Origin of the sequence: Streptomyces tricolor (genome assembly GCF_002155905.1) — a bacterium.
GTDB classification, from domain to species: Bacteria; Actinomycetota; Actinomycetes; order Streptomycetales; family Streptomycetaceae; genus Streptomyces; species Streptomyces tricolor.
Genome location: NZ_MUMF01000015.1, coordinates 1 through 26,473, shown reverse-complemented (window position 1 = coordinate 26,473; position 26,473 = coordinate 1). Strand labels below are relative to the sequence as shown.

22 protein-coding genes and 2 pseudogenes are annotated in these 26,473 nt (G+C 71.0%); 13 read left to right on the top strand and 11 right to left on the bottom strand.

The features are described 5' to 3' along the window. Nucleotides 1–120: 120 nt before the first annotated feature. Nucleotides 121–1,287: a LacI family DNA-binding transcriptional regulator gene (locus tag CCN44_RS01430; protein WP_331478604.1), complete on the top strand. Its 1,167-nt coding sequence runs from the start codon at nt 121–123 to the stop codon at nt 1,285–1,287. Next, nucleotides 1,284–2,204: a carbohydrate kinase family protein gene (locus CCN44_RS01425; RefSeq protein ID WP_059248706.1), complete on the top strand. Its 921-nt coding sequence runs from the start codon at nt 1,284–1,286 to the stop codon at nt 2,202–2,204. The genes CCN44_RS01430 and CCN44_RS01425 overlap by 4 nt, the downstream gene beginning before the upstream one ends. A gap of 148 nt (nt 2,205–2,352) precedes the next feature. On the opposite strand, the gene uvrA is transcribed toward CCN44_RS01425, so the two are convergent. Further along, the gene (uvrA, locus tag CCN44_RS01420) at nt 2,353–5,382 is read right to left on the bottom strand and encodes an excinuclease ABC subunit UvrA (RefSeq protein ID WP_059248707.1); all 3,030 of its coding nucleotides are present in this window, start codon (nt 5,380–5,382) and stop codon (nt 2,353–2,355) included. Between the two features lie 224 nt (nt 5,383–5,606). Between uvrA and CCN44_RS01415 the strand changes: the two genes are divergently transcribed. From CCN44_RS01415 to CCN44_RS01395, 5 genes are all read left to right on the top strand, one after another. Further along, nucleotides 5,607–6,293: a maleylpyruvate isomerase family mycothiol-dependent enzyme gene (locus CCN44_RS01415; RefSeq protein WP_086696648.1), complete on the top strand. Its 687-nt coding sequence runs from the start codon at nt 5,607–5,609 to the stop codon at nt 6,291–6,293. A 70-nt stretch (nt 6,294–6,363) separates the two neighbouring features. Further along, nucleotides 6,364–7,020, top strand: a complete 657-nt coding sequence (locus CCN44_RS01410) for an MBL fold metallo-hydrolase (RefSeq protein ID WP_086696647.1) — start codon at nt 6,364–6,366, stop codon at nt 7,018–7,020. A 519-nt stretch (nt 7,021–7,539) separates the two neighbouring features. After that, on the top strand, nt 7,540–8,424 hold the full coding sequence (locus CCN44_RS01405) for an ABC transporter substrate-binding protein (RefSeq protein WP_059248710.1): 885 nt from the start codon (nt 7,540–7,542) through the stop codon (nt 8,422–8,424). Beyond that, nucleotides 8,421–9,350 carry an amino acid ABC transporter permease gene (locus CCN44_RS01400; RefSeq protein WP_059248711.1) on the top strand — a complete coding sequence of 310 codons (930 nt, stop codon included), beginning with the start codon at nt 8,421–8,423 and terminating at the stop codon, nt 9,348–9,350. The genes CCN44_RS01405 and CCN44_RS01400 overlap by 4 nt, the downstream gene beginning before the upstream one ends. 67 nt (nt 9,351–9,417) lie before the next feature. Continuing rightward, nucleotides 9,418–10,146, top strand: coding sequence for an amino acid ABC transporter ATP-binding protein (locus tag CCN44_RS01395; protein ID WP_059254901.1), 729 nt, complete (start codon nt 9,418–9,420; stop codon nt 10,144–10,146). A 13-nt stretch (nt 10,147–10,159) separates the two neighbouring features. Here CCN44_RS01395 and aroQ read toward each other — a convergent pair whose 3' ends face one another. Further along, complete coding sequence (gene aroQ, locus CCN44_RS01390; RefSeq protein WP_059248712.1) at nt 10,160–10,633, bottom strand: type II 3-dehydroquinate dehydratase; 474 nt, start codon at nt 10,631–10,633, stop codon at nt 10,160–10,162. A 209-nt stretch (nt 10,634–10,842) separates the two neighbouring features. Here aroQ and CCN44_RS01385 point away from each other — a divergent pair, with 209 nt between their 5' ends. Further along, nucleotides 10,843–12,114 (top strand): MFS transporter, encoded by a 1,272-nt coding sequence (locus CCN44_RS01385; RefSeq protein ID WP_086696646.1) that lies wholly within the window; start codon nt 10,843–10,845, stop codon nt 12,112–12,114. Between the two features lie 26 nt (nt 12,115–12,140). Here CCN44_RS01385 and CCN44_RS01380 read toward each other — a convergent pair whose 3' ends face one another. The 6 genes and pseudogenes from CCN44_RS01380 to CCN44_RS01355 form a co-directional block, all read right to left on the bottom strand. Then, nucleotides 12,141–13,241 (bottom strand): calcium:cation antiporter, encoded by a 1,101-nt coding sequence (locus CCN44_RS01380; RefSeq protein WP_086696645.1) that lies wholly within the window; start codon nt 13,239–13,241, stop codon nt 12,141–12,143. A gap of 162 nt (nt 13,242–13,403) precedes the next feature. After that, entirely contained in the window at nt 13,404–14,405 is a 1,002-nt protein-coding gene (locus tag CCN44_RS01375) for a TerC/Alx family metal homeostasis membrane protein (protein ID WP_059248715.1), read from the bottom strand. A gap of 222 nt (nt 14,406–14,627) precedes the next feature. Then, a pseudogene (locus CCN44_RS01370) lies at nt 14,628–14,951 on the bottom strand (TerD family protein); the annotation flags it as partial. Between the two features lie 239 nt (nt 14,952–15,190). Continuing rightward, on the bottom strand, nt 15,191–15,766 hold the full coding sequence (locus tag CCN44_RS01365; protein ID WP_059248717.1) for a TerD family protein: 576 nt from the start codon (nt 15,764–15,766) through the stop codon (nt 15,191–15,193). Nucleotides 15,767–15,933: 167 nt separating this feature from the next. Further along, a complete protein-coding gene (uvrB, locus tag CCN44_RS01360; RefSeq protein WP_086696644.1) occupies nt 15,934–18,072 on the bottom strand; it encodes an excinuclease ABC subunit UvrB in 2,139 nt (712 codons plus the stop codon). A gap of 40 nt (nt 18,073–18,112) precedes the next feature. Then, complete coding sequence (locus CCN44_RS01355) at nt 18,113–18,991, bottom strand: MHYT domain-containing protein (protein WP_059248719.1); 879 nt, start codon at nt 18,989–18,991, stop codon at nt 18,113–18,115. A 278-nt stretch (nt 18,992–19,269) separates the two neighbouring features. Between CCN44_RS01355 and CCN44_RS01350 the strand changes: the two genes are divergently transcribed. Further along, the gene (locus CCN44_RS01350) at nt 19,270–20,142 is read left to right on the top strand and encodes a glycerophosphodiester phosphodiesterase (RefSeq protein ID WP_086696643.1); all 873 of its coding nucleotides are present in this window, start codon (nt 19,270–19,272) and stop codon (nt 20,140–20,142) included. A gap of 40 nt (nt 20,143–20,182) precedes the next feature. Then, nucleotides 20,183–20,737, top strand: coding sequence for a methylated-DNA--[protein]-cysteine S-methyltransferase (locus CCN44_RS01345; protein ID WP_059248721.1), 555 nt, complete (start codon nt 20,183–20,185; stop codon nt 20,735–20,737). Between the two features lie 16 nt (nt 20,738–20,753). On the opposite strand, the gene CCN44_RS01340 is transcribed toward CCN44_RS01345, so the two are convergent. Then, nucleotides 20,754–21,185, bottom strand: coding sequence for a VOC family protein (locus CCN44_RS01340; protein WP_086696642.1), 432 nt, complete (start codon nt 21,183–21,185; stop codon nt 20,754–20,756). A gap of 99 nt (nt 21,186–21,284) precedes the next feature. Here CCN44_RS01340 and CCN44_RS01335 point away from each other — a divergent pair, with 99 nt between their 5' ends. Beyond that, nucleotides 21,285–22,193 carry a pseudouridine-5'-phosphate glycosidase gene (locus tag CCN44_RS01335; RefSeq protein WP_086696641.1) on the top strand — a complete coding sequence of 303 codons (909 nt, stop codon included), beginning with the start codon at nt 21,285–21,287 and terminating at the stop codon, nt 22,191–22,193. After that, nucleotides 22,178–23,113, top strand: coding sequence for a carbohydrate kinase family protein (locus tag CCN44_RS01330; RefSeq protein ID WP_086696640.1), 936 nt, complete (start codon nt 22,178–22,180; stop codon nt 23,111–23,113). The genes CCN44_RS01335 and CCN44_RS01330 overlap by 16 nt, the downstream gene beginning before the upstream one ends. A 143-nt stretch (nt 23,114–23,256) precedes the next feature. Here CCN44_RS01330 and CCN44_RS01325 read toward each other — a convergent pair. Beyond that, nucleotides 23,257–24,026: pseudogene (locus CCN44_RS01325) on the bottom strand (methyltransferase domain-containing protein). Nucleotides 24,027–24,227: 201 nt separating this feature from the next. On the opposite strand from CCN44_RS01325, the gene corA reads away from it, so the two are divergent. Next, nucleotides 24,228–25,355 (top strand): magnesium/cobalt transporter CorA, encoded by a 1,128-nt coding sequence (gene corA, locus CCN44_RS01320; protein WP_059248725.1) that lies wholly within the window; start codon nt 24,228–24,230, stop codon nt 25,353–25,355. Nucleotides 25,356–25,472: 117 nt separating this feature from the next. Here corA and CCN44_RS01315 read toward each other — a convergent pair whose 3' ends face one another. Continuing rightward, nucleotides 25,473–26,114, bottom strand: coding sequence for a nucleoside/nucleotide kinase family protein (locus tag CCN44_RS01315; protein ID WP_189397258.1), 642 nt, complete (start codon nt 26,112–26,114; stop codon nt 25,473–25,475). Between the last annotated feature and the right edge of the window lie 359 nt (nt 26,115–26,473).

Sequence of the window (26,473 nt, the reverse complement as noted above, 5' to 3'; positions counted from 1 at the left end):
CGTAAACGCTTACGTAAGCGTTTACGCGGGGCGGGGCCATGGGATAGCGTCCCGGCCGGAGAACCGGAAGGACTGATCGGGCCGGCGGTCCGCAGGGTCTCCGCTTGTCGACTTGCTGGCTTGTCGACTCTTTGTCGGCTCAGGGAAGGGAGCGAGATGGCCACCATGGCGGATGTCGCCCGGAGTGCCGGAGTCTCCGTGGCCACCGTCTCCCACGTCCTGAACGGCACGCGTCCGGTGCTCCCCCACACCCGCCAGGCCGTGCTCGACGCCGTCGACGCGCTGGGCTACACCCCCAACACCCTGGCCCGCTCCCTGGTCACCTCGCGCACCCGCTCCATCGGCCTCGCGGTGTCGGCCATCAGCAACCCGTATTTCACCGAGATCCTGCAAGGCGTCGAGGCCGCCGCCCTGGAGGCGGGCTACAGCCTGCTCCTCGCCGATCCGCACGACGACCCCCGGCATGAGCGCAAGGTCGTGCAGCTCCTGCATGAGCGCCGGGTGGACGGCATGATCGTCGCCCCGTCCGCCGACCCGACCGACCTCGTCGATTACCTGCGCCGCCACGCGGTGCCGACGGTGTTCCTGGACCGGCTGGTCGGCGCGCACGCGACGCAGGACGTGCCGCCGGGCGACGGTGCGGGTGCCGCGCCGCTGGCGAACGCGCTCTGCTTCGACCAGGTCTGCGCCGAGAGCGCCGCGCCGACGGCCCTCCTCGTCACCCACCTCGCCGGGCTGGGGCACCGCCGGATCGCCCTGGTCGCCGGGCTGCCCGGGCTGAGCACCACCGGTGAGCGCGTCGCCGGCTACCGGGAGGGCCTCGCCGCCGCCGGTCTGGCGTACGACGACCGTCTCGTCGTGTCCGGCAATTCCGAGTCCGCCGGCGCCGAGCGGGCCACGGCCGCCCTGCTCGGCCTGCCCGATCCGCCGACGGCGCTCGTCACCGCCAACAACGCGATGACCATCGGCGCCCTGCGCGCGCTGCGCCGGCACGGCCGGTCGGTGCCGGAGGACATCGCCCTGTGCTGCTTCGACGACTTCGCCTGGGCCGACCTGTTCTCGCCCCGGCTGACCGCCATCGCCCAGCCCAGCCGGGAGCTGGGAGGCCGAGCCGTCCGGGTGCTCCTGGACCGGCTGGCCGAGCCGGAGCGGCCGGCCCGGACGCTCCGGCTGCCGTGCACGTTCGTCCACCGCACGTCCTGCGGCTGCCCGGAGGAGCCGGGCCCCGCCGGAGCGGCCGGGTACACCGCATCATCCACGCTGTCCGAGAAGGGAACCGCCACGTGATCGTCGTCGCCGGTGAGGCACTGATCGACCTGGTACCGCAGGGCCCCGGTGCCCTCGCGGACCTGAAGCCGGCGCTCGGCGGCGGCCCGTACAACACCGCCGTGGCCCTCGGCCGGCTCGGCTCCCGCACCGCCTTCTGCTCCCGGACGTCCGCCGACGCCTTCGGCGAAGCCCTGCTCGACGGGCTGCGGCGGGCCGGGGTCGACGTGTCCGGGGTGCAGCGAGGGCCGGAGCCGACGACGCTCGCGGTGGCCACGATCGACGCCACGGGATCGGCCGCCTACTCCTTCTATGTCGACGGCACCGCCGACCGTCTGTTCACCGCTCCCGCCGCGCTCCCCGCCGGTACGCGCGCGGTGTCCTTCGGTACCTGCTCGCTCGTCCTGGAACCGGGGGCGAGCGCCTACGAGGAGCTGATGCGCGCGGCGGCCGGGCAGGGGCTGTTCACCGCGCTCGACCCCAATATCCGTGCGGGACTGATCCCGGACGCGGACGCCTACCGGGCGCGTTTCAAGAGCTGGCTGCCCTCGGTGACGCTGCTGAAGCTGTCCGCGGAGGACGCGGCGTGGCTCGGCGGCAGCCCGCGCGCGTGGCTGGCCGCGGGACCGGCGGCGGTGGTGGTCACCCGGGGCGGTGACGGTCTGACCGTGTTCACCCGGGACGGCGGGGAGTATTCCGTGCCGGGCGAGAAGGTCGATGTCGTGGACACCATCGGCGCCGGTGACACGGTGAACGCGGCCCTGCTGCACGGGCTGGCCGTCCAGGACGCGCTGTCCGCGGAAGCGCTGGCCGCCCTCGGGGCGGAGGGCTGGACGCGGCTGCTGCGCTTCGCGGCACGGGCGGCGGCGATCACCTGTTCGCGGGCGGGGGCCGAGCCGCCGTACGCGGCGGAGCTGGGTGAGCCGACCGCGCTGTGAGCGGCTGATCTCCCTGTGCTGTTGACAAGGTGCGGCCGGGCCTGCGGTGTGGAGGGGCCGGTCGGACCGCCGGGCCGGGCTGGCTGATGGGAGAACGAGCGGCGCCCCGCGGGAAGTTCCCGCGGGGCGCCGAATTTTTGATGGGCTGTCAGGCCTTGCGGGCCCGCGTGGTCTTCTTCGCGGGCGTCGCCTTCTTCGCGGCCGTGGCGGCCTTCTTGGTCGCGGTGCTGTTGGCCTTGGCCGTCACCGTCTTCTTCGCCGTCGACCTGGCCGCGGCCGTCTTCTTCCGGGCCGTGCCGCCCCGCTGCGCCTTGACCGGTTCGGCGTCGCTGATGCGGTCGGCGCCGAGGATCTCGCGCAGGAACTTGCCGGTGTGGCTCGCCGGGACCCCGGCGACCTCCTCCGGCGTGCCCTCGGCGACCACCAGGCCACCGCCCGCGCCGCCCTCCGGCCCCATGTCCACGATCCAGTCGGCGGTCTTGATCACGTCGAGGTTGTGCTCGATGACGATGACCGTGTTGCCCTTGTCGACCAGTCCGCCGAGGACCGTCAGCAGCTTGCTGATGTCTTCGAAGTGCAGACCGGTGGTCGGCTCGTCCAGGACGTAGACCGTGCGTCCGGTGGACCGCTTCTGCAGTTCGCTGGCGAGCTTGACGCGCTGCGCCTCACCACCGGAGAGCGTGGTGGCGGACTGGCCGAGGCGGACGTAGCCGAGACCGACGTCGTTCAGCGTCTTCAGGTGACGGGAGATCGCCGGGACCGCCTCGAAGAAGTGCATGGCCTCCTCGATCGGCATGTTCAGGACCTCGGCGATGGACTTGCCCTTGTAGTGGACCTCCAGGGTCTCCCGGTTGTACCGGGCGCCGTGGCAGACCTCGCACGGGACGTAGACGTCCGGGAGGAAGTTCATCTCGATCTTGATCGTGCCGTCGCCCGCGCAGTTCTCGCAGCGACCGCCCTTGACGTTGAAGGAGAAGCGGCCGGGCTGGTAGCCGCGGACCTTCGCCTCGGTGGTCTCGGCGAACAGCTTGCGGATGTGGTCGAAGACACCGGTGTACGTCGCCGGGTTGGACCGCGGGGTGCGGCCGATCGGCGACTGGTCGACGTGCACGACCTTGTCGACCAGGTCGTCGCCGTCCACGCGCGTGTGCCGTCCGGGGACGGTGCGGGCGCCGTTCAGCTCGCGAGCCAGGTGCGTGTACAGGATGTCGTTGACCAGGGTCGACTTGCCGGAGCCGGAGACGCCGGTGACGGCCGTGAACACACCCAGCGGGAAGGACACGTCGATGTCCTGCAGGTTGTTCTCCCGGGCGCCGTGCACGGTGAGCTGGCGGGACGGGTCGATGGGGCGCCGTACGTCCGGGAGCGGAATCGACTTGCGGCCCGAGAGGTAGGCGCCGGTCTGCGACTCGGTGTTGGCGAGCAGCTCCTTCACGGAGCCGCTGTGCACGACCTTGCCGCCGTGCTCGCCGGCGCCGGGGCCGATGTCCACGATCCAGTCGGCGACCTTGATGGTGTCCTCGTCGTGCTCCACGACGATGAGCGTGTTGCCCATGTCACGCAGCCGCACCAGGGTCTCGATCAGGCGGTGGTTGTCCCGCTGGTGCAGACCGATGGACGGCTCGTCCAGGACGTACAGGACGCCGACGAGGCCGGAGCCGATCTGGGTGGCCAGCCGGATGCGCTGGGCCTCGCCGCCGGAGAGGGTGCCGGCCGCGCGGTTGAGCGAGAGGTAGTCCAGGCCGACGTCGACCAGGAAGCGCAGCCGCTCGTTGACCTCCTTGAGAACCCGCTCGGCGATCTTCTTGTCACGGGCGCTCAGCTTCAGCTCGCCCAGGAACTCCGCGCAGTCGCTGATCGACATCGCGGAGACCTCGGCGATCGACTTGCCCATGATCGTGACCGCCAGGACGATCGGCTTCAGGCGCGTCCCCTCGCAGGACGGGCAGGGCACCTCGCGCATGTAGCCCTCGAAGCGCTCGCGGCTGGCGTCGCTCTCGGCCTCGCTGTGCCGGCGCTTGACGAAGGGGACCGCGCCCTCGAAGGGGGTGGTGTAGACGCGTTCCCGGCCGTACCGGTTGCGGTAGCGCACCTCGATCTGGGTCTTGTGGCCGTAGAGCAGGGCCTTCTTCGCCCGCTGCGGCAGACCCGCGAAGGGGATGTCCGTGCGGAAACCGAGGGCGTCCGCGAGGGCACCGATCAGGCGGCCGAAGTAGTCCTTGGTGTGTCCGTGCGACCAGGGGTGGATGGCACCCTCGTCCAGGGACTTGTCCTCGTCCGGGACGATCAGCTCCGGGTCGACCTCCATGCGCGTGCCGATGCCGGTGCACTCGGGGCAGGCGCCGAAGGGCGAGTTGAAGGAGAAGGAGCGGGGCTCCAGCTCCTCGAAGGACAGGTCGTCGTACGGGCAGTACAGGTGCTCCGAGTACATGCGCTCGCGCTCGGGATCATCCTCGGGGAGGTCCACGAAGTCGAGCACGACCATGCCGCCGGACAGGCCGAGGGCGGTCTCCACGGAGTCGGTGAGGCGGCGCTTGGCGGAGTCCTTCACCGTGAGGCGGTCCACGACCACCTCGATGGTGTGCTTCTCCTGCTTCTTCAGCGTCGGCGGATCGGACAGCTGGATGGTCTGGCCGTCCACGCGCGCGCGGGAGTAGCCCTTGGTCTGCAGGTCGGCGAAGAGGTCGACGAACTCGCCCTTGCGCTCGCGGACCAGGGGGGACAGCACCTGGAAGCGGCTGCCCTCCGGCAGCTCCAGCACCTTGTCCACGATGGCCTGCGGCGACTGGCGCGAGATCGGACGGCCGCACTCGGGGCAGTGCGGCTTGCCGATGCGCGCGAAGAGCAGGCGCAGGTAGTCGTAGACCTCGGTGATCGTGCCGACCGTCGAGCGCGGGTTGCGCGAGGTCGACTTCTGGTCGATGGAGACCGCCGGGGAGAGGCCTTCGATGAAGTCGACGTCGGGCTTGTCCATCTGGCCGAGGAACTGCCGTGCGTACGAGGAGAGCGACTCCACGTAGCGACGCTGGCCCTCGGCGAAGATCGTGTCGAAGGCCAGGGAGGACTTGCCCGACCCGGACAGGCCCGTGAAGACGATGAGCGAGTCACGAGGCAGGTCGAGCGAGACATTCTTCAGGTTGTGCTCGCGCGCGCCACGGACGATGAGACGGTCGGCCACGCCGGTCCGCACCTTTCTTGAGAGAAGTGACAGGGGCGGGGCCCCCGTGCTTCTTCAGACTAGGGGGAGCCACTGACAACGCCGGTCGGATTGCCCGGTTGCATAACAACCCCCGGCCCTCCAGCATGCCCGACGCCGCCACCGACGATATAGCACGTGCTTTCGATTTGCGGGCGAGGTCCGACACCTTCACCCGAAGGAGTGGCGGGACTAGGGTCAGCACCATGATTGATCACGCTCATGACCTGGCCCGTGTACGGGAAGCGACCGATCGGCTGCTCACCGCGGTCGCCGCACTGGACAACGCGACTCTCGCCGAGCCGTCACGACTCCCGGGCTGGAGCCGCGGCCACGTCCTCGCCCACCTGGCCCGGAACGCGGACGCCCTCGTGAACGTCCTCCAGGGCCGCCCCATGTACGCGAGCGCCGAGGTACGGGACGCCGACATCGAGCGGGACGCGCCGCGGCCTCTGGAGGTCCAGGTCGCCGACGTCCGCGAGAGTGCGGCCCGCTTCCAGGCGGCCGGGGACGCGCCCGCGGACTGGACGCGCACGGTGGAGCTGCGCAACGGCGTCACCGACTCCGCGTCCCGGGTGCCGTTCCGGCGGTGGGTGGAGGTGGAGCTGCACCACGTCGATCTCGGCATCGGGTACGAGCTGGAAGATCTTCCGGCCGAGTTCCTGGAGCGGGAGACCGACTTCCTCGCGGACCGGTTCTCCGGCCACCCCGACGTCCCGGCGACACGCCTCACGGACGGCACGCACGCGTGGACCACCGGCCGCGCGGCGGACGAGCCGGAGATCACGGTCACCGGCCGGCCGGCGGACCTGGTGGGCTGGCTCGCCGGGCGCCGCGACGGGTCGGCGCTGGAGGTGCGGGGCGGGGTGCTGCCGAAGCTGCCTCCGCTGTAGGACGACGGCCGTCCGCGGGCCCGTGCGGGCAGCCGTCCGCCGGGGCCCTCACCGCTATAGGCTGGCGGTCATGACGTACTCCGGAGAGGTCAAGGTCGGCGGACCGGCGGATGTGCACGAGCTGAAAGACCTGATGATCACGAAGATCGCGGTCGGCCCGATGGACAACAACGCCTATCTGCTGCGCTGCCGGGCCACCGACGAGCAGCTCCTGATCGACGCCGCCGACCAGGCGGAGACGCTCCTCGGCATGATCGGTGACGACGGCATCGCGTCCGTCGTCACCACGCATCGGCACGGCGATCACTGGCAGGCGCTCGCCGAGGTCGTCGCGGCCACGGGCGCGCGTACGTACGCCGGCCGCGAGGACGCCCCCGGCATCCCGGTGCCCACCGACGTCCTCGTCGACGACGGCGACGTCATCAGGGTGGGCCGGGTGGAACTCACCGCGCGCCATATGGTCGGCCACACGCCCGGTTCGATCGCGCTGGTCTACGACGATCCCCACGGCCACCCGCACGTCTTCACCGGCGACTGCCTCTTCCCGGGCGGTGTCGGCAACACCCGCAAGGACCCGAAGGCGTTCGCCAGCCTGATCCACGACGTGGAGACGAAGCTCTTCGACGTGCTGCCGGACGAGACGTGGGTCTATCCGGGGCACGGCAACGACACCACGCTGGGCGCGGAACGGCCGCACCTGCCGGAGTGGCACGCGCGCGGGTGGTGAGCCGGGGACCTGTCGGCTCGGGGCGGCTCCACGGGCACTCCCGGCGTCCACGGACGCGTGCCGGTGCGTCGCCGTGAGGACGCGCGCCGCTCCGGCTCTGCCGCTGCCCGGCCGGCGCCCCGGCCCGAGGAAGCACCCGCGCTCCGGCGTGCCTGCCGTACGCGCCGCTCCGCGCGGGCAAGTCAGGTAGGCGCCGGGCGCGTTCGGTCGCACACGCGCCCGGCGTGCACCACCCCTGCGCGCGCCCCGTGTGAACCTTTCGCACGTACCGAGCCCCCGTGCGCACTCCCGGAGAGCGGTCGCCCGCAGTCAACTGGTAACAGCCCCGCGCAGGATGACGGCTCCTGAGCGGTAGGGCCGCCGGTCTCCAACCCCGCCCTCGGCCGGCGGCCCAGGCAACGACACGCGCGCGTGTACTGCGCACGTCCGTGTTCACACGGCCGCAACACCCGTTCCCAGAATGCGGACAACTACCGCTGTGACCTGGACAGACGCCGAGTTCGCTGCCACTCTCCCGCCATGCACCCTGCCCCTCGCGCCGTCCGCCGCGCCCTCGCCGCCGCCACCGTAGCCCTGCTCGCCACCGCTGTCGGCTGTGCCCCGCAGCCCGAGGAGAAGGCGTCGGCGGCCCCGTCCGGGCCGGCCGCGAAGAGCTGCGCCAAGGGCAAGCTCGCCACCAAGACGTCCGGGAAGCTGACGATCGCGACGGACGAACCGGCCTACGAGCCCTGGTTCAAGGACGACAAGCCCGCCAACGGCAAGGGCTTCGAGTCGGCGGTCGCCTACGCCGTGGCGAAGCGGCTGGGGTACGACGAGAGCGCCGTCGTCTGGCAGAGCGTGCCGTTCAACAAGGCGTTCGCACCGGGGGTGAAGAGCTTCGACTTCGACATCAACCAGGTGTCGATCAGCGCCGAGCGCAGGAAGGCCGTGGACTTCTCCTCCGGCTACTACGACGTGCGCCAGGCCGTCGTCGCGCTGAAGGGCGGGAAGGCCGCCGAGGCGACGAGCATCGCGGATCTGAAGAAGCTGAAGCTGGGCGCCCAGGTCGGCACCACGAGCCTCGACTACATCGACGACGTCGTGCAACCGGAGCAGGAGGCCGCCGTCTACGCCAAGAACGACCAGGCGAAGTCGGCGCTGAAGAACGGTCAGGTGGACGCCGTCGTCACCGACCTGCCGACCGCGTTCTACATCACCGCGGCCGAGGTGACGAACGCGAAGATCGTCGGCCAGTTCGAGAACCAGGGCGGCACACCGGAGCAGTTCGGGCTGGTACTGGACAAGGGCAGTGCGCTGACCCCGTGCGTGACCGCCGCCGTCGACGCCCTGCGCAAGGACGGCACGCTGGCCGGCCTCGAGAAGCAGTGGCTCTCGGACGCCGTCGACGCCCCGGTGCTCAAGTGACGGTCACCAAGGGTGAGTCGGCCCGGGAGGGGGCGGACGACAAGGGTGACATGACCGGGGGCGCCGGCGTCTCCGGGGACGGCTACACGCCCTCCGAGCGGCGGCTGGCGCGCGAACGCTACACACGCACGCGTGCCCGCCGCGCCACGGCGGTCGCCGCCCTGTCGACCCTCGTCACGGCCGCCGTGCTCTACCTGGTCGTCGTCAACGCGCCGGGCTGGCCGCGCACCAAGGAGACCTTCTTCAGCGCGCACTACGCGCGCGAGGCGCTCCCGAAGGTCCTCGAAGGGCTGTGGCTGAACGTCCGCCTGCTGCTGGTCTGCGGTGCCGCCGTCCTGGTCCTCGGCATGCTCATCGCCGTGGCGCGCACGCTGCGCGGCCCGGTGTTCTTCCCGCTCCGGGTGCTGGCGGCGGCGTACACCGACTTCTTCCGCGGTCTGCCGCTGATCATCAACCTGATGATCGTGGTCCTGGGCGTGCCCGCGCTGCGGCTTCAGGGGGTGACGGTCGATCCGGTGCTGCTCGGCGGTACGGCGCTGACACTGACGTACTCGGCGTACGTGGCGGAGGTCTTCCGGGCCGGCATCGAGTCCGTCCACCCCTCACAGCGCGCGGCGGCCCGCTCGCTGGGCCTGACCAACCGGCAGGCGCTGCGGTACGTCGTCCTGCCGCAGGCGGTGCGCCGTCAGGTACCGCCGCTGCTCAACGACCTGGTGTCGCTGCAGAAGGACACGGGTCTGGTGTCCATCGGGGGTGCGGTGGACGCCGTGCGGGCGGCCGACATCATCGTGGGCCGCAGTCTGAACTACACGCCGTACATCGTCGCGGGGCTGGTCTTCGTGGCGCTGACCATCCCGATGACCCGGTTCACCGACTGGGTCACGGCCCGGACGGACCGGCGGCGGGCCCAGGGAGGAACCCTGTGAGCATCCGGGGAGGAGCCCTGTGAGCAGGTCTGAGAGCACGCCCGTGAGCGACGCGCCCGTCCTGCGGATGGAATCGGTCCGCAAGACCTTCGGCGGTTCGGTCGTCCTGCGCGACGTCGATCTGGAGGTGGCCCCGCACACGGTGACCGCGCTGATCGGCGCCTCCGGGTCGGGCAAGTCGACGCTGCTGCGCTGCGCCAATCTCCTGGAGGAGATCGACGACGGCGCCATCTGGCTGGACGGCGAGGAGATCACCGACCCTCGCGTGGACCAGGACGCGGTACGGCGCCGGATCGGCGTGGTCTTCCAGGCGTACAACCTGTTCCCGCACATGACCGTGCTCGACAACATCACGCTCGCGCCGCGCCGGGTGCACGGCGTCTCCCGCGCGGAGGCCGAGGAGCGCGCCAGGGAGCTGCTGGAGCGCCTCGGGCTGGGCGGCAAGGCGGATGCGTACCCGGACCGGCTCAGCGGCGGTCAGCAGCAGCGCGTGGCGATCGTACGGGCTCTCGCGGTGCGGCCCCGGCTGTTGCTGCTGGACGAGATCACGGCCGCGCTCGACCCCGAACTCGTGGGCGAGGTGCTGGAGGTGGTCCGCGGCCTGAAGGACGAGGGCATGACCATGGTGCTGGCGACGCACGAGATGGGCTTCGCGCGCGACGTCGCCGACCAGGTGTGCTTCCTGGACGGCGGGGTGGTGCTGGAGCGCGGCACGGCCGAGCAGGTCTTCGGCGACCCGCGGCAGGAGCGCACCCGGCGCTTCCTGCGGCGGATCGTGGAGGCGGGCCGGCTGTAGTCCCGCGCGCCGGTCACGCCCGGGTCTGCGCCGCCCCGGCCAGCGCCGCGACCCGCTCCACGCCGAACACGTAGCCCTGCACGCCGCATCCGGCGATCACTCCGTCGGCGCGCAGGGAGACGTAGGAGTGGTGCCGGAACGATTCGCGCTGGTGGATGTTGGAGATGTGCACCTCCAGCACGGGCATGCCGTCGCAGGTGTTGAGCGCGTCCAGGATGGCGACCGACGTGTGCGAGTAGGCGCCGGGGTTGATGACGATGCCGCAGTGGTTCAGCCGCGCCTCGTGGATCCAGTCGACCAGTTCGCCCTCGTGGTTGGACTGCCGGAAGTCCACCGTGCCGCCGTGCGCGGCTGCCGCCTCGGCGCACAGCGCCTCGACGTCGGCCAGCGTGTCCTTGCCGTAGATCTCGGGCTGACGCTGGCCCAGCAGGTTCAGGTTGGGCCCGTTGAGAATCATGATCGGGGCGTTGGCCAGGGTGCGGGGCACGGTTCCTCCGGTCCGTTCGGGGCGGTGCGTCTACGACCGCTGCTCGCCCCGGTCTATCACGCCGGCCAGGGCGGGCACCGGGCCGTGCGCACCGATCGCCCGGGCGTGCGCTCCGGTCATGTGATCACCTCCGCACGCCCCCGTAACCCTTGATCACTATGGGTAGTTGACGCGACATGCACCGTGTACGCGCCGTAAAAACCCCCTCCATGCCGCGGCTCGCCGCCGCCTCCCTCGCCGGGACTGCGATCGAGTTCTACGACTTCTTCGTCTACGGAACCGCGGCGGCCCTGGTTCTCGGGCCGCTGTTCTTCCCGACCTTCTCGCCGGTCGCGGGGACGCTGGCGGCGTTCGGGACGTTCGGCGTCGGGTTCGTGGCCCGGCCGCTGGGCTCGGTGCTGTTCGGGCACTTCGGGGACCGGCGCGGGCGGCGGCCGGTGCTCGTCGTCTCGCTGCTGCTCACCGGCGCCTCGACGGTCGCGGTGGGCTGTGTGCCGTCCTACGACAGCATCGGCGTGGCGGCGCCCGTGCTGCTGCTCGTGCTGCGTTTCCTGCAGGGGCTGGGACTCGGCGGGGAGTGGGGCGGGGCGGTGCTGCTGACCGTCGAGCACGCTCCGGCCGGGCGGCGGGCCCTGTGGGCGAGCTTTCCTCAGGTGGGGCCGGCACTCGGCTTCCTCCTGGCGAACGGGGTGATGCTCGCGCTGTCCGCGGCGCTGTCCGAGGCGGAGTTCGCGAGCTGGGGCTGGCGCGTACCGTTCTGGGCGGCCGGTGTGCTGGCCCTGGCCGGTCTGTGGCTGCGCTCGTCCCTCGTGGAGAGCCCCCGCTTCCTGGAGATCGACGACCACGCGCGCGTGCCGCTCGTCGAGGTCGTACGGCACCACGGGCGGCTGGTGCTGCTGACGGCGGGGGCGCTGGCGGTGGGCTACGCGGTGTTCTACGCCGTGACGACCTGGTCGCTGGCGTATGCGACGGAACGGCTCGGGGTGAGCCGTACGGTCATGCTGCTGTGCGTCATGGGCGCGGTGGTCGTGAAGGGCGCGCTCATGCCCCTGGCGGCGCTGTTCGGCGACCGGTACGGGCGCCGGCCGATGTGTCTGACGGGGTGCGCGGCCTGCGTCCTGTGGATGCTCCCGATGGTGGCGCTGCTGGCGACCGGCGAGCCGCTGCTCATGTTCCTCGCCATCCTGGGCGCCCTGCTCGCCTTCGTCATCATGTTCGCGGTGATCGCCGCCTACCTGCCCGAACTGTACGAGCCCCGGGTGCGCTGCACGGGCGCCGCCGTGGGCTACAACCTCGGCGGGGTCCTCGGCGGCGCCCTCACCCCGATCGTGGCCACGGCGCTCGCGGAGCACGGCGGGCGGGTCCCGTGGGGGGTGGGCGTCTATCTGACGGGCATCGCGCTGGTCAGCCTGGTGTGTTTCGCGCTGCTGCCGGAGACGCGGCCGGTGCCCGTGCCGGCGGTGGAGCCGGTCCGGGGCTGACCGGACGCGCCGGGGCCGGCCGCCGGCTACGGGTTGATCGCCAGTTCCAGGTAGGCCGCGAAGAGCACCAGGTGGACGCCGCCCTGGAGAGGGGTGGCCCGGCCGGGCACCACGGTCAGGGAACTGACCACCACGGTCAGTGCGAGCAGCAGCATGTGGGTGGGGCCCAGGCCGAGGAGGAGCGGTCCGGGCAGCCAGACGGTGGCGAGCGCCACGGCCGGGATGGTCAGGCCGATGCTGGCCATCGCGGAGCCGAGCGCCAGGTTGAGGCTGGTCTGCACGCGGTCACGGCGGGCGGAGCGCAGCGCGGCGATCGTCTCGGGCAGCAGGACGAGCAGGGCGATGATCACACCGACGACGGCGTGGGGCAGGCCCGCCGCGGCCACGCCCGACTCGATCGTGGGTGACACGCCCTTGGCCAGGCCGACGACGCCGATCAGGGCCAGCGCGAGCAGGCCGAGGCTGGTCCAGGCGGTGCGCGCGGAGGGGGGTCGGGCGTGGTCGTCGGCGGTGATGACCTCGCCCTGCCGGGTGATGGGCAGGAAGTAGTCGCGGTGGCGCACGGTCTGGGTGGCCACGAACAGCGCGTACAGGATCAGTGAGGACAGCGCGGCGAAGGTCAGCTGGACGGTGGAGAACTCGGGTCCGGGCTTGCTGGTGGTGAAGGTCGGGAGCACCAGGCTGAGCGTGGCGAGGGTGGCCACGGTGGCCAGTGCGGCGCCGGTGCCCTCGGGGTTGAAGACCGCCGTGCCGTGCCGCAGGGAGGCGACCAGCAGGGAGAGTCCGACGACGCCGTTGCAGGTGATCATCACGGCGGCGAAGACGGTGTCCCGGGCGAGGGTGGAACTCTTGTCACCGCCGTCGGCCATGAGTGTGACGATCAGGGCCACCTCGATGATCGTGACGGCGATGGCGAGCACCAGGGATCCGAAGGGCTCGCCGACCCGGTGGGCGACCACCTCGGCGTGGTGCACCGCTGCCAGGACGGACGCGGCGAGGACGACGGTCACCAGGGCGACGACCGCGCCGGGCAGGTCCCGGCCCCAGGTGAGGACCAGCAGGACGACCGCGAGCACCGGCACGAGGATCGTCCAGGAACGGGTGAGCGACCGGAGCCGAGTGATCATGCGGCGATGGTCGCAGAGGCCTACGGGATTCGCATTCCGTTCTTTTCGGATACCTCTCATCCTTTCCGGTGCGGGGCCCGGTGCCGGTGGGACCGGACCCCGCGTCGGGACGAGACCCCGCCGCGGGGTCAGGTGGGCTGGCGGGCTTCCGCGGCGTCGCCGTCAGGCGTCGACGCGGTCCTTCGGAGCGCCCTCGTCACCGGTCGGCGCCGCCTCGTCGGCCGCCTGCTTCCTGGTGGCCAGCAGGCTGGTGACCGTGGTGACGGCGAGGACCGCGCAGATCACGCCGAGCGAGACCGGGATGCTGATCTCGGGCACGTGGACACCGGACTCGTGCAGGGCGTGCAGCACCAGCTTCACACCGATGAAGCCGAGGATGATCGACAGCCCGTACGACAGGTGGACCAGCTTCTTGAGCAGTCCGCCGATGAGGAAGTACAGCTGGCGCAGGCCCATCAGGGCGAAGGCGTTGGCGGTGAAGACGATGTACGGGTCCTGGGTCAGTCCGAAGATCGCGGGGATGGAGTCCAGGGCGAACAGCACGTCCGTGGTGCCGATGGCGAGCATCACGACCAGCATCGGGGTCATGACCCGCTTGCCGTTCTCCTGGATCCACAGCTTGGTGCCGTGGTACCGGTCGGCCACGCCGAACTTGCGCTCCGCGGCCTTCAGCAGCTTGTTCTCCTCGTACTCCTCGTCCTCCTCCTCGGCACGGGCCTCCTGGACGAGTTTCCAGGCGGTCCAGATCAGGAAGGCACCGAAGAGGTAGAACACCCAGGAGAAGCTGGCGATGATCGCGGCCCCGGCGGCGATAAAGACGGCCCGCAGGACCAGGGCTATAAGGACGCCGACGAGCAGAACACGCTGCTGGTACTGGGTGGGCACCGCGAACTTCGCCATGATCAGGACGAAGACGAAGAGGTTGTCGACGCTCAGCGACTTCTCGGTGATGAACCCCGCGAAGAACTCGCCGGCCGGCTGTCCGCCGCCGAAGACGAGAAGACCGAGACCGAAGAGGCCGGCCAGGACGATCCAGACGACCGTCCAGATGCCCGCTTCCTTGATGGACACCTCATGCGGCTTGCGGCCGATGAAGAAGTCGACCGCGATCAGGGCGGCGAGACCGACGATGGTGAGGACCCACAGGCCCACAGAGACTTCCACTGCACCTCCGGCATTACGTAACGGCAAACACATCAGCGTTGTCGCTGCCGGAGGTCTCTTCCACCCGTGATGGGCCGACGCCCCGGGATCCGAACGGTCCGTACTGACGGGTGCGTCGCAGTCAGGGAGTACTCCCCTCCGCACGAAGAACAGTACCCCAATCACCAAGGGAAGGTAAAGTGCAAAGTAAAGGAACTACCAAATTGGCTGGTCAGAATGGCTTTACCGCTGCTTGGTACGAGCCCGGGCCACCTCGGCGAGCACCTCCCGCAGGATCTGGCTGCCGGTCGGGGCGAGCGAGGGTTCGTACGTCCAGGCATGACCGATCCACGGATCGGCGAGGTGGTCGTCGGGCAGCGGAGTGAGTCGCAGCAGCGAACGCCACAGCGGATCGAGCAGGGGGCCGTGGGCAGAGGCGTCCTCGGGGTCGGCGACCAGCAGGAGGTGTACGCCGACGGCCGGACCCTCGTCGGCGAGACAACGGAGCCGGGTCACCGACCGGTCGTCGAATCCGTGCGGGAAGTCGTTGACGATCAGGAGCTGCTGTCGACCGGACCATCGGAAGACCGGGGAATGGGTCCTCCACGTCACCGCCCCCGTCGCTCGGCCCCTGCGGGCCGTACGGTTGCGACGGCTGTGCCGGACCGACCGCGGAGGCGGCACGGGAGGCGGACGCGGTGAACAGTGGGTGGTTCTGCCCCCGCACCAGCTCGGCCGCCATCGCCGTCGCCCCCTGCGTCGTTCTGTCGTGCGTGCCGCGCCGGGTGAGGGCGGGCGGCCCCGTCCTACAGGTGCGGCACGATCGCCGGCATCAGGTCCTGGAACGTGCGTCCGTTGGCCGGGGCTCCGATGGCGGTCATCGTCCAGCCGCTGCCCGCCCGGTGCACCTTGGCCATGATCTGGGCGGTGTACTCGCCGCCACCGGCCAGGGTGTAGCGGGCCAGTTCCTGGCCGTTGGTCTCGTCCACGAGCCGGCAGAAGGCGTTCTGCACCTCCTGGAAGGTCTGGCCGGTGAAGGAGTTCACGGTGAAGACGATCTGGTCGATGTGGACCGGGACGCGCTGCAGGTCCACCAGGATCGCCTCGTCGTCGCCCTGGCCGACACCGCCGACGAGGTTGTCGCCGGTGTGCCGCACGGAACCGTCGTCGCTCACCAAGTGGCGGAAGAAGACGACGTCCTTGGGTTCGGCGCCGGCGAAGAGAACCGCCGAGGCGTCCAGGTCGATCTCCCGGGTGCGGGAACCGAACAGCCCGCGCCGCTTCGCCGCCTGCCAGCCGAGCCCCATGCGGACCGCGGAAAGGGTGCCCCCGTCCTTCTTCTCCAGGCTGATGGCCTGACCCTTGGACAAGTTGACGGACACGGCTGAATCCCCTCTCGACGGTCCCCTGGTGCCACACCGAGCTCTTGCTGCGCGGTTGTTCAGAACCCTACGCAGGGCCGCTGACAGTGCCGACCCCCGGCTCGCGCTTTGTGTCGGTGTTGCAACACTTGGCGCTTATGCCGAGGTCCGGCACCCCGTGCGCGGATTCAGGCGAGGCCGGCCTCCCGCATCTGGCGCAGCTCCTTCTTCATCTCGGCGACCTCGTCGCGCAGCCGGGCCGCGATCTCGAACTGCAGCTCCGCGGCGGCGGCGCGCATGCGCTCGGTCATCTCCTCGATCTGCTCGGCCAGCTCGGCCGCCGGACGGTCCGTGGGCACCGCCTTGCCCTTGGCTGCCTTGCCGGCCTTCGCGCCCTTGGCCGCCTTGTCGCCGAGCGACGGGACGGGGGCCTTGGCAGCCTTGCCGTCCTTCGTCTTGCGGTAACCGGAGCCGAGGAGCTGTTCGGTGTCGATCTCCTCGCGGGCGATCTGCGCGACGATGTCGTTGATCTTCTTGCGCAGCGGCTGGGGGTCGATGCCGTTCGCCTTGTTGTAGGCGATCTGCTTCTCCCGGCGGCGGTTGGTCTCCTCGATGGCCCTCTCCATCGCCGGGGTGATCTTGTCGGCGTACATGTGGACCTGGCCGGAGACGTTGCGCGCCGCACGGCCGATGGTCTGGATCAGCGAGGTGCCCGAGCGGAGGAAGCCCTCCTTGTCGGCGTCGAGGATCGCCACCAGGGACACCTCGGGCAGGTCGAGGCCCTCTCGGAGCAGGTTGATGCCGACCAGGACGTCGTACTCACCGGAGCGCAGCTCGCGCAGCAGCTCGATGCGGCGCAGGGTGTCGACGTCGCTGTGCAGGTAGCGCACCTGGATGCCGAGTTCCAGGAAGTAGTCGGTGAGGTCCTCGGCCATCTTCTTGGTCAGCGTGGTGACGAGGACCCGCTCGTCCTTCTCGGTGCGCTTGCGGATCTCGTGCACCAGGTCGTCGATCTGGCCCTCGGTGGGCTTGACCACGACCTCCGGGTCGACCAGGCCGGTCGGGCGGATGATCTGCTCGACGACGCCGTCCGAGCGGGACATCTCGTAGGTGCCCGGGGTGGCCGACAGGTAGACGGTCTGCCCGATGCGCTCCTGGAACTCCTCCCACTTCAGGGGACGGTTGTCCAGGGCGGAGGGCAGGCGGAAACCGTGGTCCACGAGGGTGCGCTTGCGGGAGGCGTCGCCCTCGTACATCGCGCCGATCTGCGGGACGGTCACGTGCGACTCGTCGATGACGAGCAGGAAGTCGTCCGGGAAGTAGTCCAGCAGCGTGTTGGGCGGGGAACCGGGCAGGCGGCCGTCGAAGTGCATCGAGTAGTTCTCCACGCCGGAGCAGGTGCCGATCTGGCGGAGCATCTCGATGTCGTACGTGGTGCGCATCCGCAGGCGCTGGGCCTCCAGGAGCTTGCCCTGCTTCTCCAGCTCGGACAGGCGCTCCCCCAGCTCCTTCTCGATGTCGTTGATGGCCCGCTCCATGCGCTCGGGGCCGGCGACGTAGTGGGAGGCCGGGAAGACGTAGAGCTGCTGGTCGTCGCTGATGATCTCGCCGGTGATCGGGTGGAGCGTGGAGAGCGCCTCGATCTCGTCGCCGAACATCTCGATGCGGACGGCCAGCTCCTCGTAGACCGGGAAGATCTCGATGGTGTCGCCGCGGACCCGGAAGGTGCCGCGGGTGAAGGCCATGTCGTTGCGCGTGTACTGGATGTCGACGAAGCGGCGCAGCAGCTCGTCCCGGTCGATCTCGTCGCCGACCCTGAGGGGGACCATGCGGTCCACGTACTCCTGCGGCGTACCGAGGCCGTAGATGCAGGACACCGAGGCGACCACGACGACGTCGCGGCGGGTGAGCAGCGAGTTGGTGGCCGAGTGGCGCAGGCGCTCGACCTCCTCGTTGATCGAGGAGTCCTTCTCGATGTAGGTGTCCGACTGCGGGACGTAGGCCTCGGGCTGGTAGTAGTCGTAGTACGAGACGAAGTACTCGACGGCGTTGTTCGGCAGCAGCTCGCGGAACTCGTTCGCCAGCTGGGCGGCCAGCGTCTTGTTCGGCGCCATCACGAGCGTGGGGCGCTGGAGCTTCTCGATCATCCACGCGGTGGTGGCGGACTTGCCGGTGCCGGTCGCGCCCAGGAGGACGACGTCCTTCTCACCGGCCTCGATGCGCTTGGCCAGCTCGGCGATGGCCGCCGGCTGGTCGCCGCTGGGCTGGTAGGGGCTGACGACCTCGAAGGGCGCCACCGTGCGTTCGATGTGGGAAACGGGCCGCATGACATCCACCGTACGACCCCCCACTGACAATGGGTCCCGATCAGCGGTTCTGCGGGGTCCGGGAGCCGTGGTGCCCGGCCCGGGAGGCCGGCCGGCGTCCCTCGTGCGGAGCGGGGCGGCGGTCCGCGTGCGCGGTGACCGCGGCAGCCGGGACGCCCGGTTTGTGCTCGACGGATGCCCGGTCGGGCCGGCCCATGATCATCAGCGGGTCGAAGATCACGACGACGCCCGCGAGGAGCAGGAAGGCGAGCGGGCCGATCAGCATCGGCGCGAGCACGGACGCCGCGGGGGCGCCGCCGGCGGCGTGCGAGGCACCGTCGAGGTGGACACTGAGGGCGGCCATCCCTGTGTAGTGCATGCCGCTGACCGCGAGCCCCATGATGAGGCTCGCGCCCACACTCCACAGAAAGCCCCGCACCTGCCCGGCGGCCCACAGCGCGGCGGTGGCGGCCACAACCGCTATGACGACGGAGGCGGCGACGGTGAGCGTGTTGTAGGTGAACCGCCCGTGGAAGCGGACGCCCGCCATGCCGAGGTAGTGCATGGAGGCGACGCCCAGACCCGTGATCGTGCCGCCGGTGAAGAGGGGGGTGCCGGTGGCGCCCCGGTAGCCGACGATGAAGATCCCGATGCCGACCATGACGATGGCAAGTCCGAGGCTCGCGTACGTGATCGGCTTGTCGTAGTGGATCGGCGCCTCCTCGATGGTGAAACCCATCATGGCGACGAAGTGCATGGTCCATATCCCGGAGCCGATCGCCGCCGAGCCGAGGGCCAGCCAGGCGGGCCGCCGGGAGTGTGTGACCAGCAAGGACCGGGTGGTGCAGCGCAGGCCGAGGGCGCCGCCCAGGCACGCCATCAGATAGGCCACCAACGGGGTGACGGCCCCGTAGCTGAATCCGTCGACCGTGCCTTGCATCCGCGGCTGCCCTTCCGCCTTCTTGCGTCCCGGAATACCTGAATATGCCCCCGTCCCAGGACCGCGCGGGCGGTCAGGGTTGTCGCAGAGAGTATGACCCCCACCGGAATGGTCGAACGATTTTCCGGCAAAGAAACACGCCCTTGCCTCAGTTGTGCGGCACCGGTGAGCGGACTTGGACACCACCATTCAATCTGTGGCCATCGTGCGCCCGGGTGCCGTTGACCCTGTGCTGTCACTCTGGTGCTGCCGGTATCCGCTCGACGCGAGGAGTGCGCATGTACGCACGCGTAGTCGCCGCCACCGTCACCGCGGCCCTGGGCACAGCCGCGGCACTGCTGAGCCCTGTCTCGGACGCCCGCGCGGGCGAGGTCCGCGTCCCCGCGGTGATCGCCCACCGGGGTGCCTCCGCCTACGCGCCCGAGAACACGCTGGACGCCGTCGACAAGGCCGCCCGGCTGGGCTTCTCCTGGGTGGAGAACGACGTCCAGCGCACCAAGGACGGCGAGCTGGTCGTCCTGCACGACGACAGTCTGCAGCGCACCACGAACGTCGAGGAGGTCTTCCCCGACCGGGCACCGTGGAAGGTGCGGGACTTCACCGCCGCCGAGATCGCCCGGCTGGACGCGGGCAGCTGGTTCTCCCCCGCGTACGCGGGCGCGCGCGTGCCGACGTTGCGGCAGTACATGCGCCGGGTCGAGCACCACCACCAGAAGCTGCTCCTGGAGATCAAGAACCCCGAGCTGTACCCGGGCATCGAGCAGCAGACGCTGAAGGTCCTCGGCAACGAGGGCTGGCTGGACCGCCACCACCTGGGGCGGCTGATCGTGCAGAGCTTCAGTGCCGACAGCGTGCGGACCGTGCACGAGCTGAAGCCCGCGGTGATCACTGGCTACCTCGGTACGCCCACCACGCCGCAGCTGCCCCAGTTCGCGCGCTTCACCGATCTGGTCAACCCCTCGCACGGGTCGCTGTCCCAGGGATACGTCACGGCCGTGCACGCCTTCGAGGGGCCGCACGGCAGGCCGCTCAGGGTGTTCGCCTGGACGGTGGACGACGCGGACACCGCACGCAGGGTCGCCGGTTACGGGGTCGACGGGATCATCACCAACAAGCCCGACGTGGTCCGGGCGGCGCTGGACTCGGACTGAGCCGGGCGGCGTTGTCAGTGGCGGGTCGTACCGTGGGCGCATGGACAGCCATGGGCAGGATGAGCAGCGGGTCGTGTGGGCCGTCGTGGGCACGGACATCGGCCCGCTGATGCTGGCCGCGACCCGTGACGGCCTGGTCAACGTGGTCTTCCACGCCTCGGACGCGGTGCGCGACCGGGCGCTGGAGCGGCTGGCCGCCCGGCTGGGCGGCCAGGCCGTGGAGGATCCGGACTCGCCGTTGCTGGCGGAGGCGATACGCCAGCTGCGGGCGTACTTCGCGGGCGAGCGGCACGACTTCGACCTGCCGTTGGACTGGTCGCTGATCTCCGGGTTCAACCGGCAGGTCCTGCGCGAGCTGGCCTCCGGTGTGCCGTACGGCAGCGTGGTGGGGTACGGCGATCTGGCGGCACGGGCCGGGCAGCCCGGTGGGGCGCAGGCGGTCGGTGCGGCGATGGGGGCGAATCCGCTGCCGGTGGTCGTGCCGTGCCATCGGGTGGTGGAGAGCGACGGCGGCATCGGCGGTTTCGGGGGCGGGCTGGAGACCAAACGGAAGCTGCTCGCCCTGGAGGGTGTGCTGCCGGAGCCGCTGTTCTGACCGGCCCGGGACGCGATCAGTCGTCGTAGTGCCGGGCCTCGAAGATGTTGCCGTCGGGGTCGCGGAAGTAGAAGCTGCGCGTGGCGTCGCCGCGGGCGCCGGACAGGCCGTGGTCGATGTCCGAGACGGGGACACCGTGGTCCGCCAGGCGGGCGCGCAGGGCGTCGAAGGCGTCGGCCGGCAGGGACAGGCAGACGTGGTTGACCGGGTGGCCCGCGCTGTCGGCGGCGCCGGGCAGCATCCGCATCCGTTCGACGAAGGTCTTCGGGGCGAGATCGAGGATGGTCTCCTCGTTGACGCGCACGGACGGGAAGGACACCTTGCCTTCCAGGAACGCGGCGACCCTGAGCGGCTCCAGGCCGACGGCCGTCTGGTAGAAGGCGGCTGCGGCGACCGGGTCGGCCACCCATAGGACGACGTGGTCGAGACGCGTGGTGTTGTTCGTCATGTGACCCAGGCTGGTGGCCTCCCGCACGGGCCACAAGCGTTTAGCCGGGGGCGGCGCCCGCCAGGGATGAGGAAGGACCGACGGACAGGAGGCGGGCACGTGGTGCTGGTGGTGTCGGAAGAAGTCCGTGAGGCGCTCGACGCGCGGCGGCCGGTGGTGGCCCTGGAGTCCACGATCATCGCGCACGGCCTCCCCCGCCCGCGCAATCTGCAGGTGGCGCTGGAGCTGGAGGAGGCGGTACGGCAGGAGGGTGCCGTGCCGGCGACCGTCGCCGTGCTCGACGGGCGGCCCACGGTCGGCCTGGACAAGCAGCAGCTGGAGCGGGTCGCGAACGAGGACGGCATCCGCAAGCTCGGCCATCGTGACCTGCCGCTGGCGGTGGCGGCAGGGGCGAGCGGGGCGACCACCGTGTCGGCGACGGCGCAGCTGGCCGCGCTGGCGGGGGTCCGGGTGTTCGCCACCGGCGGGCTGGGCGGCGTGCACCGGGAGTGGACGGTGACCCAGGACGAGTCGGCCGACCTCGGCCTGCTGGCGCGCACCCGGATCACGGTGGTGTGCGCGGGCGTGAAGTCGATCCTGGACGTGCCGGCGACGTTGCAGCGGCTGGAGACGCTCGGGGTGGCCGTCGCCGGGTACGGCACGGACCGGTTCCCCGGCTTCTACCTGTCGGACTCGGGGCATCCGGTCGACTGGACGCTGGACACCCCGGAGCAGGTCGCCGCCGTCATGCGGGCCCAGGACGCACTGGACGCGCCGGAATCGGCGCTGATCGTCGCCCGTCCCGTCCCGGAGGCGGACCAGCTCGATCCCGAGTTGCACGCGCGCGTGCTCGCCGACGCGCTGCACGCGTGCGCGGAGCGGGGTGTCACCGGGCAGGCGGTGACACCGTTCCTGCTGGACTATCTGGTCCGGCACACCGACGGTGCCTCGCTGAGCGCCAACCTGGCGGCGGTGCGCGGCAATGTACGGCTGGCGGCGCGGATCGCCACGGCGTGGACCAGGGGGTGACCGCGGGCCGGAACGGAGCGCTGCTGGTCGTCGGGGACGTGGTCATCGATGTGGTCGCCCGGCACCGCGGGCCGCTGGCGGCCGGTACGGATACGGCCGCCGTGATCCGCACGCTGCCGGGCGGCGCGGGCGCCAACGTGGCCTGCTGGGCCGCGCACGCCGGCTGCCCGGACGTACGGCTGCTGGGCCGGGTGGGCGCGGAGGCCGCCGCGTGGCACGAGCGGGAGCTGGTCGCGGCCGGCGTGCGGCCCCGGCTCGTGGTGGACGCGGAAGCGGCGACGGGGACCGTGATCTGCCTCGTCGACACGGGTGCGGCGGCCGAGCGGACGTTTCTGACGGACAGCGGGGCGTCCCTGCGGCTGGCTCCGGCCGACTGGTCGGACGCGCTGCTCGACGGGGTGGCCCGGCTGCATCTGTCGGGCTATCTGCTGTTCACGGAGCCGAGCCGGGCGCTCGCCGAGACGGCGCTCGCGGCGGCACGCGCGCGTGGTGTGCCGGTGAGCCTGGACCCGGCGTCGGCCGGCTTCCTGGCGGAGCTGGGAGTGGAGCGTTTCCTGGCGTTCGCGGAGGGGCTGGACCTGCTGCTGCCCAGCCGGGACGAGGCGTGTCTGCTGACCGGGCTGCCGGATCCGGCGGACGCGGCGGCCAAGCTGAGCCGACTGGTGCCGCTGGTGGTTGCCAAGGCGGGGGCTGACGGGGCGCTGGTGGCCCGTGCCGGGACGGTGCTGTCCCGGGTCCCGGCCGTGCCGGCGGTGCCCCGGGACACCACGGGTGCGGGTGACGCCTTCACCGGCGCGTTCCTCGCCGCCCTGCTGGCAGGCGCGACGCCGGAGGAGGCGGCAGCCCGGGGCTGCGGGGCGGGCGCGGAGGCGGTACGACGGGTGGGCGGCAGACCACCGCATCCGGGGAGCGGGGATTAGGCGGCGGACATCCCCGAGCCGACTCCCGCCGGATGTCGTCGGTGGCTCGCGCGGTTCCGGTCGGCGTCGGGCGTCGGGCGTCGGGCGTCGGGCGTCGGGCGCTGAAACGATCCGGCAGGCCTGCGGGGTCCGAGCCCCGCCGGCTACTCCTGGCGACCCCACGCAGAGATCATCGGTGCGGTGGCCAGGTCCATGGTGCCGGCCTCCACGTTGGCCAGGTGCCGGTCGATCTCCGCGTCGGTGGCCAGGCCGGCGGCGACGAGCCGGTTCCGTACCTGACGGACCGTCGCGGCCTCCAGAGCGGTGCAGGCGGGCGAGGCCACGGGGGAGTACGCGTCGGCCTGTACGTCGTGCAGGCCGACCTCCCGGAGCAGCCGCGGGAGTTTACGGCCGTAGGACAGGTCGGCTCCGCGGTCGGCGAGCAGGTGGCGGAAGCCTCGGCGCAGCCGGTTGTCGAGCCGCTGCTCGGGGCCGTACTCGTCGGGGCAGGTCAGGGGCTGGAGGGCGGGGCGGCGTCCTCGATCAGCAGCCGGCCGCCGGGCCGCAGGGCGTTGATCATGGAGCGCAACGCCCTTTCCCGTTCGGGCACATGGACGAGGACCAGCCGGGCGTGGACCAGGCCGAAGTCCTCCCCCGGCGGTCCCTCGCGGCCCACGTCGTGCACGCGGACCTCCACCGGGGGGCGGTTCGCGGCGGTGAGCCGGGAGGTGTCGATGTCGGTGGCGACCACCTGACCGTCCGGCCCCGCCTTCTCGACGGGCCAGGACACCACGGAGGTCCCGCCGGCCCCGACTTCCCAGCAGCGCCGGCCGGGCGCGATGCCGAGTCCTTCGAGGTGCCGGAAGGTCGTCGGGTCGAAGAGCGCGGTGAACGTGTCGAAGCGCTCGGCGGCCTCGTTCTGCCGGTTGTCCAGGAGGTATCCGTCCGACCCCGTCTTGCCCCGATCATCCCCGGTCGCCCGGCTCGTCCGGCCCGGCCGCCCCGTCGTCCACAGGCGGGAACAAAGCGGAACTCCCTGTTCCCACAGGCTTGCCCGCGCTTCGCCCGGGGACTGGCAGACTTGCGGGCAAGGCACGGAAGCGACGCACACGGAGATCCACGCGAGGAGATCCAGATGTCCATGGCAGGGAATCTGCGGAAGGTCACGGGGCTGGGCAGGGTCGGCGGCCTGCGCAAGGTGGCGCGGCTGGCCCGGCGTCGGCCGCGCGTGGACCTGAGCCATCCCGCCAGGTCGCCGCTGGGCTCGTCGGTGGTGAACTGCGTGACGTATCAGGACGGCGTGCGCGTGCCCGGATGTGCGGATCTGGTGGATGCCGTACGGCTGGTGCGCAAGGCCGGCGAGGGCTTCGTCTGGCTGGGGCTGCACGAGCCGACGGACCGTGAGTTCGCTGGGATCGCCGAGCTGTTCGACCTGCATCCGCTGGCGGTGGAGGATGCGGTCGAAGCGCATCAGCGGCCGAAGCTGGAGCATTACGGGGACACGCTCTTCGCGGTGTTCAAGACCGTCTGCTACGTGGAGCACGAGCAGCTGACGGCCACCAGTGAGGTGGTGGACACCGGGGAGATCATGGTGTTCGTCGGCAAGGACTTCGTGGTCACGGTGCGGCACGGCCGGCACGGCTCGCTGGGCCCGCTGCGCGAGGAACTGGAGACCGATCCGCAGCAGCTCGCCAAGGGGCCGGCCGCGGTGCTGCACGCGATCGCGGACCATGTCGTCGACGAGTACCTGAGCGTCACGGACGCGGTGCAGGCCGACATCGACCAGGTCGAGACGGAGGTGTTCTCGGAGAACGGCGCGCGGGTCGACCCGGGCCGCATCTACCAGATGAAGCGTGAACTGCTGGAGCTGAAGCGGGCGGTGGTGCCACTGAGCCGCCCGATGGAGGAACTGGCCACCCGGCCCATACGGGTCGTCGACCCGGAGATACAGACCTACTTCCGGGATGTGTTCGACCATCTGATCCGGGCCAAGGAACAGATCGCCGCGTTCGACGAACTGCTCAACTCCATCCTGCAGGCACATCTCGCGCAGGTGACCGTCGCGCAGAACGAGGACATGCGGAAGATCACGGCCTGGGCCGCGGTGATCGCCGTGCCGACGATGGTGTGCGGGGTGTACGGCATGAACTTCGACCACATGCCGGAGCTGCACTGGCGGTTCGGCTATCCGCTGGTCATGGCGGTGATGGCGACGGCGTGTCTGACGCTGTACCGGGGGTTCCGGCGCAACGGCTGGCTCTGAGCGACGGGGCTGCGGCGCCGTTCCCGACCGCCACGCGGGTGCGGGCGGTACGCCGGTCAGGGCCGGAAGAACATGACCTTCCGCCGGACGAATCTGACGATCACGGGGATGTCCGGATCAGCCGCTCCAGGCGGGGTGACGCGGGTCGTCGGCGCGGACCAGGACGTCCGCCGTCCCGGCCGGGTCGGTCTCGGCCTCGTAGCGTTCGAAGGCGGGCAGGGTCCAGTGATCGGCCTCGGGGGTACGGCGGCGCAGGGCGCCCGGGGAGAGCAGGAGGTGCACGGTCAGGTCGAAGGGGAACCAGTGGCGCAGCAGGAGGGGGCCGTGGAGCAGCAGGATCCCGCCGGGCGGGAGTGGGACGTACGGGCTGCGGGTGGCCCGGTCCGTGGCCGGATCCCACAGGTCGGGCAGGATCCGCCCGCTGCCTCCGGGATCGAGCGGACCGAAGACCTCGCGCCACAGGGCCCCCGTGTCGAACCATCCGCTGTAGTACGACTCCGCGTCCCGCCGCCCGTGCTCCAGGCGGAGCGAGGCGGGGCGCAGGAAGCCCTCGGTGCCGACGACGAGCGAGGGCCGCCCGCGCACCCGCAGCGCCTCGCCGACCCGCGTGGCGAGGTCTCCCGGGTGGGCGGCCGGAGCCCCGTCGAAGCCGACGCGCGGCCAGGCCCCGCCATCGGCCGTCGCCGCACCGGCCAACCGGTCGGCGAGTCGCTCGGCCAGCCGGTCCCAGGTGATCGCTTCGAGTCGCACAGGGCCCATGATGCCGGGTGGTCGGGCCTGGCGGTGGGGGTGTCCCCGCGGAGACGGTGACGAAGGGAGGGCGGCGGCGGAGGTCCGGGAGGCGGGGGCGCCGGCGCACACGTCCGGGCATCGGCGGCTGCGCAAACGCGGGGTAGCTGCCGTCGGCCGGGTGATGCTCACGCCCGCCGGACACCTGGAACACGGCGGCGTCCGGACGGGACGGTACCGCGTCGGCGGGGAAGCGGTTGTCAGGCAACGGCTGTGAGCCGTGGGTGTCGTACGCGGCTCTCGCGGTGGCCGTGGTCGACGAGATCCAGAAGGCGGCGCTGCACCGTGCAGGGGTGTCGGTCTTCAACGCGCGGGAGGAGAGGGGGGAG